General features: G+C 60.8%; 13 protein-coding genes. 5 read left to right on the top strand and 8 right to left on the bottom strand.

Going from position 1 to position 14,249, the window contains the following annotated elements; all coding sequences use genetic code 11:
* Positions 1-25 precede the first annotated feature (25 nt).
* Positions 26-490 carry a MarR family winged helix-turn-helix transcriptional regulator gene (locus IB267_RS28740; protein WP_192450855.1) on the top strand — a complete coding sequence of 155 codons (465 nt, stop codon included), beginning with the start codon at positions 26-28 and terminating at the stop codon, positions 488-490.
* A gap of 4 nt (positions 491-494) precedes the next feature.
* Here IB267_RS28740 and IB267_RS28745 read toward each other — a convergent pair whose 3' ends face one another.
* A complete protein-coding gene (locus IB267_RS28745) occupies positions 495-974 on the bottom strand; it encodes an Lrp/AsnC family transcriptional regulator (RefSeq protein ID WP_192450856.1) in 480 nt (159 codons plus the stop codon).
* 131 nt (positions 975-1,105) lie between these two features.
* Here IB267_RS28745 and hppD point away from each other — a divergent pair, with 131 nt between their 5' ends.
* Positions 1,106-2,218: a 4-hydroxyphenylpyruvate dioxygenase gene (gene hppD / locus IB267_RS28750; protein WP_192450857.1), complete on the top strand. Its 1,113-nt coding sequence runs from the start codon at positions 1,106-1,108 to the stop codon at positions 2,216-2,218.
* Between the two features lie 198 nt (positions 2,219-2,416).
* Here the strand turns inward: hppD and IB267_RS28755 are convergent, their stop codons facing one another.
* The 7 genes from IB267_RS28755 to IB267_RS28785 form a co-directional block, all read right to left on the bottom strand.
* A complete protein-coding gene (locus tag IB267_RS28755) occupies positions 2,417-3,376 on the bottom strand; it encodes a glycoside hydrolase family 26 protein (RefSeq protein WP_192450858.1) in 960 nt (319 codons plus the stop codon).
* Between the two features lie 23 nt (positions 3,377-3,399).
* Positions 3,400-3,903, bottom strand: coding sequence for a DUF995 domain-containing protein (locus tag IB267_RS28760; RefSeq protein WP_245281651.1), 504 nt, complete (start codon positions 3,901-3,903; stop codon positions 3,400-3,402).
* Positions 3,904-3,965: 62 nt separating this feature from the next.
* Positions 3,966-5,930, bottom strand: coding sequence for a glycosyltransferase (locus tag IB267_RS28765; protein WP_192450859.1), 1,965 nt, complete (start codon positions 5,928-5,930; stop codon positions 3,966-3,968).
* Positions 5,927-6,910 carry a UDP-glucose 4-epimerase GalE gene (gene galE / locus IB267_RS28770; RefSeq protein ID WP_192450860.1) on the bottom strand — a complete coding sequence of 328 codons (984 nt, stop codon included), beginning with the start codon at positions 6,908-6,910 and terminating at the stop codon, positions 5,927-5,929. Before galE ends, IB267_RS28765 begins: the two co-directional genes overlap by 4 nt.
* Position 6,911: 1 nt before the next feature.
* A complete protein-coding gene (locus IB267_RS28775) occupies positions 6,912-7,952 on the bottom strand; it encodes a UDP-glucuronic acid decarboxylase family protein (protein WP_192450861.1) in 1,041 nt (346 codons plus the stop codon).
* 539 nt (positions 7,953-8,491) lie between these two features.
* Positions 8,492-9,292 (bottom strand): response regulator transcription factor, encoded by an 801-nt coding sequence (locus tag IB267_RS28780; RefSeq protein ID WP_192450862.1) that lies wholly within the window; start codon positions 9,290-9,292, stop codon positions 8,492-8,494.
* A 1,095-nt stretch (positions 9,293-10,387) separates the two neighbouring features.
* Positions 10,388-11,317 (bottom strand): siderophore ABC transporter substrate-binding protein, encoded by a 930-nt coding sequence (locus IB267_RS28785; RefSeq protein WP_192450863.1) that lies wholly within the window; start codon positions 11,315-11,317, stop codon positions 10,388-10,390.
* A 242-nt stretch (positions 11,318-11,559) separates the two neighbouring features.
* On the opposite strand from IB267_RS28785, the gene IB267_RS28790 reads away from it, so the two are divergent.
* The 3 genes from IB267_RS28790 to IB267_RS28800 are packed head-to-tail and all read left to right on the top strand — an operon-like array spanning position 11,560 to position 14,217.
* Positions 11,560-12,504 (top strand): ABC transporter permease, encoded by a 945-nt coding sequence (locus tag IB267_RS28790; RefSeq protein WP_192450864.1) that lies wholly within the window; start codon positions 11,560-11,562, stop codon positions 12,502-12,504.
* Positions 12,494-13,462, top strand: a complete 969-nt coding sequence (locus IB267_RS28795; protein WP_192450865.1) for an iron chelate uptake ABC transporter family permease subunit — start codon at positions 12,494-12,496, stop codon at positions 13,460-13,462. Before IB267_RS28790 ends, IB267_RS28795 begins: the two co-directional genes overlap by 11 nt.
* Positions 13,459-14,217, top strand: a complete 759-nt coding sequence (locus IB267_RS28800; protein WP_192450866.1) for an ABC transporter ATP-binding protein — start codon at positions 13,459-13,461, stop codon at positions 14,215-14,217. Before IB267_RS28795 ends, IB267_RS28800 begins: the two co-directional genes overlap by 4 nt.
* Positions 14,218-14,249: the final 32 nt, after the last annotated feature.

Here is a 14,249-nt window from a genome sequence, read left to right on the forward strand (position 1 = left end):
ATTTTGTAACTATCAAGGATGCGCGATGGCCGCCGATGGCTTCGAACTCAATACCTTCCTGCCCTATCGCCTGAACCGCGCCGCCGAGTTCGTCGCGCTGCGCTTTGCCGCCCAGTACAAGGCGCGCTACCAGCTCACCCGCCCGGAATGGCGCACGCTCGCAGCCCTCGGCAGCACCGGTCGCGCAATGACCGCCACCGAAGTCGGCGCGCACTCGGCCATGCACAAGACGAAGGTCAGCCGCGCCGTCGCCTTGCTCGAAAAGCGCCGCTGGCTGACACGGCGCGAAGACGAGAACGACCGCCGCATCGAGCACCTGGAACTGACGAAGACGGGCATCCGGGCCTATGGCGAACTGACGGAACTTGCCGCCCGCTATCAGGCGGAACTCGACACGCTGCTCGGGCCGGCCGGGATACAGGCGCTCGCCGTCGGGCTGGAAGCAGTAGAACGCGCTATCGGCAGGTTCGACCCTCCGCCCTCTGCCTGAGGCTTCAGCCCTTCATCCGCTCGGGGATCGGCACGCCCTCGAAGCTCTTCAACGTTTCGAGCACGATCGACGTCTTCACATGCTGCACGCTGTCGTGCGGCAGAAGCACGTCATTGACGAAGCGCGACAGCCCCGCAAGATCCGGCGTCACCACCCGCATGTGGTAGTCCATCTCGCCGGTGAGCGCATAGGCCTCCAGCACCTCGGGCAGCCCTGAAATGAGCTTGCCGAAACGCTTGGCATTGTCGCGATTGTGGGTGGCGAGTGTGACAGAGATCACCACCATCAGATCGAGGCCGAGCTTCTGCCGGTCGATCTGTGCCTGGTAGCCGGTGATGTAGCCTTCCGTCTCAAGCCGGGTGCGCCGGCGCGAGCATTGCGACGGCGAAAGCGCGATGCGTTCCGACAATTCGTTGTTGGTCAGATGCCCGTCGCGCTGCAATTCGCTGAGGATCTTGAGATCGAACCCGTCAAGCTGCTCCATTCGTGCATCCTAATACGCAATTTTGCATGTTTCGTGCGCCATTCTGTCTAAACCGCGCAAGAATACAAGCATCATGCATGGGAATTGCGTCATACTCCAGCAAAGTTTGGAAGAATAAGAGGAGACTTCCGATGGGCCCCTTCCCGCATGACGCCCCGCCGGCAACGATTACCGCTGACAATCCCGCCGGCACGGACGGCTTTGAGTTCGTCGAATTCGCCCATCCGGAACCGGAAAAGCTGGCCGAGCTCTTTACGCGCATGGGCTACAGCCCGGTCGCCAAACACAGAAGCAAGAACATCACCGTCTGGCGCCAGGGCGACATCAACTACATCCTGAACGCCGAACCCGGTTCCCACGCCATGCGCTTCGTCGACGAGCACGGCCCCTGCGCCCCGTCGATGGCCTGGCGCGTCGTCGACGCCAAGCACGCCTTCGACCATGCAGTCTCGAAGGGCGCGATCCCCTATGAAGGCACGGACAAGTGTCTCGATGTCCCGGCGATCGTCGGCATCGGCGGTTCGCTGCTCTATTTCGTCGAGACCTACGGCGCCAAGGGCTCGGCCTACGAGGCCGAATTCGAGTGGACCGGCGAGCGCAACCCGAAGCCCGAGGGCGTCGGCTTCTATTATCTCGACCACCTGACCCACAACGTCTATCGCGGCAACATGGACAAGTGGTGGGCGTTCTACCGCGAACTGTTCAACTTCACCCAGATACACTTCTTCGACATCGATGGTCGCATCACCGGCCTCGTCAGCCGTGCGATCACCTCGCCCTGCGGCAAGATCCGTATTCCCTTGAACGAGTCCAAGGACGATACGAGCCAGATCGAGGAGTATCTGCGCAAGTACAAGGGCGAAGGCATCCAGCACATCGCCGTCGGCACCGAAGGCATCTACGATGCCACCGACAAGCTGTCGGACAACGGCCTGAAGTTCATGCCGGGCCCGCCGGAGACCTACTACGACATGTCTCACGACCGTGTGCACGGCCATGACGAGCCGATCGAGCGGATGAAGAAGCACGGCATCCTCATCGACGGCGAAGGTGTGGTGAACGGCGGCATGACCAAGATCCTCTTGCAGATCTTCTCGAAAACCGTGATCGGCCCGATCTTCTTCGAGTTCATCCAGCGCAAGGGCGACGAGGGTTTCGGCGAGGGCAACTTCCGCGCCCTGTTCGAATCGATCGAAGCCGACCAGATCCGTCGCGGCGAACTGGGACCGCAGGCCGCCGAATAATCCGGGCGCGCGTCGACCGACACGCCTGGACCAGATGCAAAGCCCCTCGCCTCAAGCGAGGGGCTTTTTTTGCTGGCGGGGACACTGGATCCAGCCAGGGGATCCAAACATCCGTCGCGTGTGCCGGCCTAGTCTTTGCGGCCGGCAGTCTCAAAGCATGTCGTTATCGCAAAACCGCTGCGCACTTTCGCGCGACATTCAGTTCGTCGTGGCATCGGTTGCAACGCGCCAGTTCGGTCGGCCGAGGTCATGCGGCCAATCGATAACGTCGCGATCGTTGAAGTAGACGACTTCGACCAGGTTCGGGAACTGCGGATCCGGTTGGGTCGCCGTATTCATCCAGGGCTGCATGTAGGTCGGACTGCCCTCCCATCCGAGCTCGGCCACCCAGATCGGCTTGTTGTATTTGGAGACCAGGTCGTAGCCGGGCTTCAAAGCTTCGGCGAAGGTTTTCGGCGCGCCGTATTCGATCTTGTCGAACGGCTCGAGCCCGAAGACCGAGAGGCCGACGAGATCGACGTAGTCATCGCCCGGATAATAGTCGACGAGGTTCGGCAGCCCCTTGGGCGACCACATGATCTGCGCCTTTGGCGCCTTCGCCCGCACGATGTCCATCGCGTGCCGGTAGGCCTTGATCCAGTCCTGAGGCTCCCAGCCGGCCCAGGAGAAGCGCCCGGAGGTATCTTCCATTTCCTGGCCCCAACGCACGATGACCGGGCTCTTCAGCTCGGCGATCGTGTTGGCGATCGCTTCCATGTTGGCGTCATACTCGCCTCTGAGCATGCGGTCGCGCAGCTGCGTCGGCGTCAGTTTCCAGTCGAGCGACCAGGACCAAGGCTCGATGGTGATCAGCAGGTTGCGGTTGCGCTGGAGCGCGTACTCGTCGGCGGCCTGCAGGGAGGCGAGGTCCACGTCTTCCCAGGGCAGGAACAGGGCCTCGGTCGAGACATCGTTCTGTGCGCCGAAATCACCGTGGGGGTCATAGGCGCCGAATTTCGTTCCGCCCGGGTGAATGACCGGACGTTTATCGCTCATCGTCTGTTCTGCACTGGTCGCAGGATTGGCTTGTTCCTGCGCCAACGCGGATACCAAGCTTGCACTGAGATCCAGCTGGAGAGCCAGAGCCGTGCATAGCGCGAATGCCAATTTGCGTTTCATTTCATCCTCCTGCGGCAGAACGTCTATTTCTTGGCCAGGAACTGTTCCTTCAGCCGGAGTGCCTTGGCCGTAATGTTGTCGTGGGCGACGAAGCGCTTGTACTCGTCACCGGCGCGGGGCTTGGCATGGCTGAAGACGTACCACTTCCCATTGGGGACCTTGCGTTGATAGACCGTGTCGCCGATCCGGGCGTGACCGAAGCAGCTGCGGGCGTTGCCGGCATTGGCCGACGTCGTCCAGGTGGCCTGCATGCACATCATGCCGAGGTCGCTGACGTACCAGTTGCCTTCGGCAAAGGAGCGATCGCCCTTGCCCTTGTCGACGAACGCGACGAGCTTGCGCCCATGGGCTTCGAACCGGGCACCGCCCGTCGACCATTCCCAGGTCTTGTTGCGGTAGAGCGAATAGACCTCATAGGCGCTGAGCGGCGTCGGCTTGACTTCCATCTTCGCCTTGACCGGCTCGGCGCCGAAATAGACCGCGGCCGCTGCCAAAGGCACCAGCAGCGGAAGAGCTACAACTTTCAACGACCCTTTCATTACACTTCTCCTCGCATTGGAGACCACACACACTCGACTGCTTGCCGTCGTCATGACGGCACATGAAACCGACCGACCTTCCTGGTCGTTATCGTTTCCCTGTTCCTTGGTTGGCTGACATTCGATGCACTGATTTCGCCGCGCGCGGGCCCGTCGGAGGGCTGTGAAAACCCTCTCCATTTCAGGCGGAAGCGAACGGTTTTGAGATTGGTGCCGCTGCCGGCACCGGCGACCGTGTATCTCGTTTCGGTGAAGCTCACGAATTGCAGGCCGTGCGACAATGCCTGCGTTGCCTCGGCCCCATGGCGCACGGCCGATTGAGCCGAGAGCACCGAGACCAGCACCAGGCACCCGGCCGTCGCCGCGGTCATCGTCGAGCGCGGGATCAGGCCCAGCCGGTTTTCACGTGCGTGGCAAATGAGGATTACCGCCACCAGCCCTGCATAGATCAGCGCGTTGATGCCGGCAAAGACGTAAAACCCGCGTGCGGTGCCGGCATCGGAGATGCCCCAGGCGACCAGTGCCGACGCCAAGGCGAGCACGAGATAGGGCATCAGCACCCGCAGCGGCAAGGGCGCGGCGGCACCGCCGCCCTTCGGCGTGATGCGGAAGTCGACGAAGTTGCCGGTCAGGTGATCGCGCACTGCCGCAAGGCAACCGAGAAGCGACCAGGGCCAGCGCGCAAACAGGAACAGCGTGCCTTCCCAACTCAGGACGCGCGCATCATAGGGCCGGAACGTGCCCGTCGAGCGCCAGAAATAGGCAAGCGCGATCAAGACCAGCGAGAGCGGCACAAAGTGCAGCAGGAAGTCCGGATAGGTGATGGCGACGAAGGTTCGCCCGGCCGCGAGCGCCGCAATCGGCATCAGGAACATCAGCGCCATGAAGCACGAAAACAGCGGATACCAGAGCTGCGAGAACAGGAACTGGAACTTCAGCCGCGGCGACAGTTTCGGCACGTAGACCGGCGAGTATTTCAGCAGGATGGTGACGAGGCTTCGCGACCATTGAAACTCCTGGACCACCAGATCGGCGAAGTTGGCCGGTCCGTCGCCATGGGCGATCGCGTTCAGCGCATGCACGCCGCGCCAGCCATGGGCATTCATGATCAGCGTCGTCGAATGGTCTTCGGCAAGTTCGGGCCCCAGTCCGCCGATCTGCTTCAGCGCCTTGGTCCGCACGGCATAGTGCGAGCCGATGCACAACGGCGCCCAACCGTTGTTGTAGCCGGCCTGCAGCGAGCCGTGCATGCTGGCTTCCGCATGGAGCCGCCCGCGCGCCGCCCAGCTGGTGGCAGCGTTGGCGTCGCAAATGCTGGGCGCCGAGACATAGCCGACCGACGGGTCGTTGAACGGACGCAGCACCTCGACGAGATAGGTCGTTTCCGGCACATGGTCGGCATCGAACTGGGCGACGAAATCATAGCGCTCGTAGCCATAGTGATCGTAGAAATAGGCGAGGTTTCCCTCCTTGCAGCGGGTCCGGCGCGGCCAGGAGGAGCGGTGGTAGTCCGCGACACCCTTTCGCGTCGAGATCATCACCCCGCGCGCCGCGCACCAGGCAATCGTATCCGGCGACGGATCTTCGTCGGCGAGCCACACGTCGAATTCGCAGCCGGTCTGATCGAGCATGGCGAGCAGCGTCTTGCGCACCACGGAAAAGGGTTCCGAAGGCGCCTTGGTCACCACCATCGCGACCCGCCCGTGCGGCACCGGGCCGGCGCTTGCCGCCATCACCTTCGCGCCGGAAAAGATCACGATGAAATAGACCGGCAGCAGGGTGATCCACCCGACGACGACCGTGATCAGCACATAGGACGGCCAGTCGACGACGTGGGCGGGATCAAGCCACCACTGCCAGAAATACAGGAGGGCGCCAAACCATGCGGCAATGCCGAGGACATGGAGCAGTTGCAGCCGGCCCGAAAACAGGGCGGTCGGCGCGAAAGCCGCCTTCCGGCTCTTATCGATGGCGATGGTCTCATTTGGTTTCGCAGTTGCTGGCGACCAGCTCATGAGCGCACCTCCAGGCCGAAGCTCGGCGCGGCGGTGGCGATGATCGTGTCGATGTCCGAGAGCTGTGGGCTGAAGCCCAGCCTCTGGCGCGCCCAGTTCGTGTCGGCATAGAGAACCGGCGGGTCTCCGGGCCGGCGCGGCAGCATCTGCACCGGCACCGGCCGCCCGGTCACCCGGTCGATGGCCGACAGCACCTGCCGGATCGACGTACCGTGGCCAGAACCGAGATTGGCGTGCAGCACCTCGCCGCCGTCGCGCAGGTAGTTCACGGACGCCACATGCGCATCGGCAAGGTCGGTCACGTGGATATAGTCGCGGATGCAGGTGCCATCCGGTGTCGCATAGTCGTCGCCGAAGACGTCGAGCCTGTCGATGCGGCCGGCCGCCGCCATCAGCGCACGGGGAATGAGATGCGTTTCCGGATCGTGCTTTTCGGTCAGCTGCCCTTCCGGATCGGCGCCTGCCGCATTGAAGTAGCGCAGCGCCACCGAGCGGATGCCGTAGGCGCGGGCATAGTCGCCAAGCATCAGTTCTATCATCAGCTTGGTGCGGCCATAGGGATTGATCGGCAGCTGAACCATGTCCTCGGTAATCGGTAGCTGCGGCGGGATGCCATAGGTGGCGCAGGAGCTGGAAAAGACGATACGTCCCAGTCCGGTCGCCCGGCAGGCTTCCAGAAGCGCGATGCTGCCCGCGACATTGTTGGTGTAATATTTTCCGGGATCCTCGACCGATTCCCCGACATAGGCGGACGCGGCAAAATGAATGAGGCATTCGGGCGCATGGGTCCGGATTGCCGCCGCCAGCCGTTCCTTGTCCTCGATCGCTCCCTCAACGAGGGGCCCCCATTTCACGTTGGCCCGATGCCCCGTCGACAGATTATCGTAGACGACGGGCACGATACCCTGCTCAGCCAGGCGCTTGCAGGTGTGGCTGCCTATGAAGCCGGCTCCGCCGGTGACCAGTGCGACGCGAGACATGTCATACCGCCTCTCCGGCCACTGCGCGGTCGGCCGCACTGAGGCGCTCGTCGAAATGGGCGATCGTGCGCTCGAGGCCTTCGCGCAGCATCACCTTCGGTTCCCATGCGAGCTCGCCACGCGCCTGCGTGATATCGGGCCGCCGCTGGCGGGGATCGTCGGTGGCTGCTGCCAGATGCACGATGCGCGAGCGCGAGCCCGTCATCGAAATCACCATCTGCGCGAGCTCGAGAACCGTGAACTCTCCGGGATTGCCGAGATTGATCGGCCCGGTGCACGGGTCGGCCGAGACAGAAAGGCGGAGGAAGCCGTCGATCAGGTCGTCGACATAGCAGAAGGACCGGGTCTGGTAGCCGTCGCCATAGATCGTGAGATCGTTGCCGCGGAGAGCCTGGACGACAAAGTTGGATATTACCCGCCCGTCGTCGGGGCGCATCCGCGGACCATAGGTGTTGAAGATACGTGCGACCTTGATCTTCACGCCGTGGGTCCGGTGGTAATCGAAGAACAGCGTCTCGGCCGACCGTTTGCCTTCGTCATAGCAGGCCCGCGGACCGATCGTGTTGACGTTGCCGAAATAGGTTTCCCGCTGCGGACTGGTCAGCGGATCACCATAGACTTCCGACGTCGAGGACTGGATGACCGTGGCACCGGTGGCCTTGGCGTTTTCGAGCGCGTGCAGCGCGCCGAGGACGTTCGTCATCAGGGTTCCGACCGGGTCGGCCTGATAGTCCGGAGGGGATGCTGGAGAGGCAAAATTGAAGATGACATCCGCATCGATCAGGTAAGGCTTTCGAACGTCGTGATCGATGATGTGGAGATGGGGGTCCTGCGCCAGATGAGAGAGATTTTCGCGCCGGCCGGTCGAAAAGTTGTCAAGACAGATGACCGTATGCCCCAGGGAAAGAAGTCTTTCGCAAATATGAGATCCAAGAAAACCGCTTCCACCCGTTACTAGTATTCTCTTCGGTATTCCTGCGATCTTCTTAAGAAATTCCCGCTGTCCGACCACGGACAGCGGTCCCTTGACGACCTTTCGCATGCGCACCTCCAATTATTAAGCTCACCATTTTCGTTGGTGATTTGGAGACGGGATGCGAGCGTAATAAATAATAAAAATATTCTCTTTATTACAATGACACGCACAACCCGACAAAAAATAAACTATTCAATCGCAATCAATATTTTTCAGTTTTTCAATTTCAATATTAGCTAATTATCAAATAAGGAGCATTCAGTCAATATGTATGGAATTTATTTCCAGTAAATAATCCAAAATTACAATAAACTTCTATTGACATAATCACATGTGATTACTTTCCGGCCAATCCAGCTCAAAAGTAACGAAATATTTACCAGCATGTTCTAAGGTAAATTACGGTTTTATCTTCGGGGTTTCGCATACCTGTCGCGGAGACATACTGCGGCCGAACCGCCCGGCCATTCGCCGGGCAGGTTCCAAAGCAGCATTTTATTTCGAGAGCAGCCCCAGGAGAGTTCACCTGGGACCGAGGGGGAACCTGGCATGTCTTCGATGACATCCAGGCCTTCAAGCGGACAAACGCCCGCCTTGCGTCGCGCCTAGTTCTTCCAACGCGACAGGATGACGTCGCCGTTGCGCTCCGTCGCCGCATCGTTGGTGAAGTAGCGAGACGCAGCTTCCGTACGGTTGCGAACGTTCATCTTCTTGTAGATGTTGCGGACGTGAACCTTGACGGTGTTTTCCGACAGCCCGAGCCGGTCCGCGATGATCTTGTTCTGCGTACCCTTGCAGATCAGATCGAGGATCTGGACCTCGCGTGTCGTCAGGCCGTCCGGGCCGGCATCGCGCTTGCGCCGCCCCGTTCCCGAGACGACCGTCTGGCCCGAGGCTTCCCCGCGCCGGCCGTAAAGGTTGTTTGCCGCGAAAGGCTCGGGAGAAAGCCGCCGCAGCAAAGCCGCCGGGAAATGTTCGCCGCCCTTCATCAGTAAATCGATGGCGGCAAGGCAGACGTCGAGATTGAGGTTCAACGGCAGGACGCCATGGATGAGTCGCTCTTCGACGAAGCCGGCAATCGAAGGATCGAGTTCCTCGGCATTCTCCACCACCAGGCCGATCGATGCCCGCGGGTGGAACTCGTGAATGGTCCGCAAGATAGCCGGAAAGGACTTGGGAGGCATCCGGTACAGCATGATCAACGTGACATCGACGAGATTGCCGTCGAGCAGATTGTCGGGATCGGAGAAGCTGACGATATCGTGCCCTTGAAACCTGGACCCGACGGCCTGCATCAGGCATTCGGCGAACAGATCGATCTTGGCGAGCATTACGATTTTTTTCTTTTGTGACAAAGCCTTGTTGTTATCTTCAAAATCACCCACTTTGGAGCTTCCAGGATACATTACGCCCTCCTAGGATTTTTCCATTTATTTTTATGGGTGCCGCGGTCTGGCCGTCGGCACGCCCCACTTTCAAAAAATTTATTCGGAACCACTTATGCGTCACGTTTTTTCCTGCGCGATAAAATTCGCGATAGCTAATGTAACGTAAAGATCTCCGCAACGAAACAGCCCAAAAGGATTAGAGAAGCGCCGGAAAGGCACTTAAATCGTTATAAATCGAACCATCTTTGGGTTATATTGTAAACGTTCTGTTTACCAAGGCGCGGAACGTCCTCAAAAACAAGGCTCCAGGATACCTCCGCAAGAGCCGATGTCCTATGCTTTTCTGCCAAGGCGCGGCCGGCGGCACGCAATAATAGGATTAGTTAAGCAGGCCCGCACGGCCGTTCTTAATCCCCTCTTCCGCTCCGAAATACGCAGGAATACTTATTCCGGACTAGGACGCCCTTACTTTACTATCGGCGATCGCCCGCATCCCGGCGCAAACGGCCTAGAGTGCCGGGGCACCGCGCGATGGATGCCTCTGAAAAAGCTTGGGATTTCATCGCAGCGCCAAGGGTTTGCCACCGATGGTTAGACGGGAAAGTGTCAGTAATTACAAACCACTAACTAGAATTGGTATCTTCCGCGTCGCGCCGTTTGGAGTCAAATTGGACTTTCGTTCCGGAAGATCAAACGGGTCCGGCCGAGCGCCACCAGGCGCTTGCAGCCAATAAGAAACCTGCCCTTCGGACAGTTGCGTCCGCGTTCCATCGAGTAAGCGTAAAGCAAGTCGACATATAGCTCGGACGCAATCCGGGCGGACATTATATAAAAAAGTAAAAACTAAAATAAATTTAACAAAAAAGCGAAAATCTCTAAATCAAGATATTACGCGTCTCTCCAAAAGGAGCCAACACCGGATAAATACCGTAAGAGTTAAGGGTATTTGGTGTTGGCTTCCCTTTGTCCCGAAATCCGCCCGGCGGCGAAAAGAGTTCCCCTATGGGCTAGTTGTGACAGGCGACCGCGAAAGCGGCGCTTTGAAACACGCCTGCACGCAACGCAGCAATCGGGTGGTAAACAGCGACGCCGCAATGCGGCGTCGCGTTGCAATCACTTCTTGCTCAGCGCCTGCGCCAGCTGATCGACAATGTCCTGTTGCGACTTCAGGCCCGATGCCGTGAGGTAAAGCTTGGCGGAGTCGAGATAAACGACGTGTCCGTCCTTCCAGGCCTTGGTCTGCCGCACGAGTTCGTTGTCGAGCAGGGCCGCTGCCGGCTGTGCCTGCTGGCCGATGGCTGCATCGCGATCGACGACGAAGATCCAGTCGGGGTTGGTTTCGAGAATGTATTCGTAGGAAACCGCCTGGCCGTGGGTCGCGACCTGCAGCTCGGGATCGGCCGGCTTGATCCCGAAGACGTCATGCAACGCGCCGAAGCGCGATCCCTTGCCATAGGCGCTGATCTTTCCGCCGGTCGTCAGCAGGATGAGACCCGTTCCACGTTCCGCAGCAAGGCCACGCAGCGCCTCGATCGAGGAATCGAGCTTGGCGATGCTTGCCTTGATCTCGGCTTCCTTGCCGAAGATCTCGCCGAGGATCTCTGCATTCTTCTTGACGCTGCCGATCAGATCCTTGTCGTCCGAGGTCAGGTCGATCGTCGGTGCCAGTTTGGCGACTTCAGCATATTTCGCCTGCGACCGCCCGCCGACGATGACGAGGTTGGGCTCCGCCGCATTGATCGCCTCGAAGTCGGGTTCAAACAGCGTGCCGATCTTCGCATAGGTGTCGGCCTTGTACTTTTCGAGCGACGGCGGGACGGCCGATCCGGGGACGCCGGCGACGGCGACGCCGAGCATATCCAGCGTTTCCAACATGCCGAAATCATAGACCAGCACGGTCTTCGGGTTTTTCTCCACCTCGGTGACGCCGCTGCTGTGTTCGATCTTCAGTGTTTCGGCCATCGCCACCGATGCGCCGCCAGCCGTCATCACGGCCGCAACGAGCAGGCTGCGCAGACCATTAGAGAAGGGAGATATATTCATGACTATTTACCTCATGTTTTCTCCTCCTCCCTAGCGCGATTTTACGGGGAGGGCAATGCGCGCATTGCGCGTCACAAAACTTGACGAAGCCGATCATATATATGAGTAAGGCGAGCCTTCGATCGAGCACCCCTGGCGGCCACAACCTCAGGAGTTCCGTTGCGGCGGTCGATGGAAAGAATGCAGCCACGGGATACGAGAGCGGTGGTCACCACGAAATGCAGCTGGAGCGTGACGGAACCATGAGGGCGGTCCTGCTTGCCATCCCGGTCGTCCTGCTGCTTGCCGCCGTCAGCGTCTTTACCGGTGTCGGCAGTCTTGCGGCCAGCGACGACGGCCGCGGCTGGCTTCTGGTCGTCGAAAGCCGCCTGCCACGCACACTGGCGCTGATGCTCGCAGGCGCCGGCCTCGCCGTGTCCGGCACGATCATGCAGATGCTGGCGCGCAACCGCTTCGTCGAGCCGTCGACCGCCGGCACTGCCGAATCCGCCGCACTCGGGATGCTCTTGGCCATGCTGATTGCGCCGAACCTGCCGGTCGCCGGCAAGATGGCGTTTGCCGCCCTGACCGCGCTTGCCGGAACCGCCCTGTTCCTGCAGATCCTGCGGCGCGTTCCGCTGCGCTCGGCACTCATGGTGCCTCTGATCGGCCTGATGCTCGGCGGCGTCGTCAACGCCATCACCACCTTCATCGCCTATCGCTACGACCTGATGCAGTCGATGGGCGCCTGGATGTCCGGCGATTTCTCGGTCGTGCTGCGTGGACGCTACGAGCTGCTGTGGATCGGCTTCGCGCTGACGCTGGTCGCCTACGCCACCGCCGCGCGCTTTACCGTCATCGGCATGGGCGAGGCGATCGCCCGCAATGTCGGGCTCGACTACGACAAGGTGGTCACCCTCGGGCTTGCCATCGTCTCCATGGTCACGGCGACTGTCGTTGCGACCGTCGGCATGATCCCGTTCCTCGGCCTCGTCGTTCCCAACATCGTCAGCCTGACCCTTGGCGACAATCTGAGGCGCACGTTGCCGGTGATCGCCATCGCCGGTGCCGGGCTGGTGCTCGCCTGCGACATCGTCGGGCGGATGGTGATTGCGCCCTATGAGGTCCCCGTCGGCACGGTCATGGGCGTGATCGGCAGCCTCGTCTTCCTTCATCTCCTGCTATCGAGGCGGTCCCATGCAGGCTGATGCCAAGCGGCTCTCTCCGTCGACCGTCCTTGTTGCGTCCGCCGCGCTCGCGCTGTTGTCGATGATCGCCTTCATGACCATCGGCGCCAAGGGAAGCTGGAGCTTCATACTCTCCTTCCGCGGCACGAAGCTGCTCGGCATGGTGCTGGTCGCCTACGCGATCGCCGTCTCGACGGTGCTGTTCCAGACGATTTCCGGCAACCGCGTCCTGACGCCGTCGATCATCGGTTTCGACGCCATGTACACGCTGCTGCAGACGGTCATGGTGTTCTTCCTCGGTGCCGCCGGCGCGGCAAGCGTCAACCCGCAGATGCAGTTCACGCTCGAAACGACCGTGATGGTCGGCCTCTCGCTTCTTCTCTTCCGCACCCTCTTTTCCGGCGGCAGCCGCAGCCTGCATCTCCTGATGCTGGTCGGCGTCATTCTCGGCGGCCTGTTCCGCAGCCTCTCCTCCTTCCTGCAGCGCGTTCTCGACCCCAACGATTTCGTCGTGCTGCAGGACCGGCTGTTTGCAAGCTTCAACAGCATCGATGCCAGCCTGCTCGGTATTGCCGCCGCAGCCACCCTCGGCGTGACCTTCGTCCTGTGGCGGCTGTCGCCCACCTTCGATGTGCTCTCGCTGGGGCGCGAGGCGGCGATCGGGCTCGGCGTCGACCATCAGCGTGTCGTGACGCTTCTCCTGATGCTGATCGCCGTTCTGGTGTCGGTCTCCACCGCCCTCGTCGGGCCGGTGACCTTTTTCGGCCTGCTCGTCGCAAGTCTCGCCTGGCAGTTGACGCCCACCGCCAGCCACCGCTTCGTGCTGCCTGTCGCCGTCTTTATCGCGATCGCGACACTCGTCGGCGGCCAGGTCGTCCTGGAGCGGCTGTTTTCCTTCAACACGGCGCTCAGCATCGTCATCGAATTCTTCGGTGGCCTAGTCTTCATCTTCCTGCTCGTCCGAGGCTCCGCGCGATGATCGAGATCCAAGAGGTAACAAAATCCTATGGCGGCACCGCGGTCGTCGACCGGGTGTCGCTGACCCTGCCCACGGGCGGCCTGACCTCGATCATCGGCCCCAACGGCGCCGGCAAGTCGACGCTTTTGTCGATCGTCAGCCGGCTGATGCCGATGGATACGGGCAAGGTGCTGGTCGATGGCCTCGACGTCAGCCGCGCTGCCGGCGACGTGCTTGCCCGACGGCTGTCGATCATGCGCCAGGACAACCACATCACCGCGCGCCTCAGCGTGCGCGACCTCGTCGCCTTCGGACGCTATCCCTATTCCAAGGGACGGGTGACGGCAGCCGATGCGGAACACATCGATCGCTCGATCGCCTATCTCGGGCTCGAACCCTACCAGAACCGCTTTCTCGACGAACTCTCGGGCGGCCAGCGCCAGCGCGCCTTCATCGCCATGGTGCTCTGCCAGGACACCGACTACATGCTGTTCGACGAGCCGCTGAACAATCTCGACATCAAGCATGCTGTCGAGACGATGAAGCTGTTAAGGCGCCTCGCCGACGATTTCGCCAAGACGGTAGTCGTCGTGCTGCACGACATCAATTTCGCCTCCGCCTATTCCGACCGCATCGTCGCCATGCAGGGCGGCCGCCTCGCCTTCGAGGGCCCGCCGCAAGACATGATCGTGCCCTCGCGGCTGCAGGCGATCTTCGATGTCGACTGCCGCGTCCACGCCGTGGGCGACACGCGCCTCGTCAACTATTTCGACTAGACCCCAGAAACCACCGCTGGGCCCGAATGCGC

Origin of the sequence: Ensifer sp. ENS09, assembly GCF_014852425.1 — a bacterium.
Classification (GTDB): Bacteria; Pseudomonadota; Alphaproteobacteria; order Rhizobiales; family Rhizobiaceae; genus Ensifer.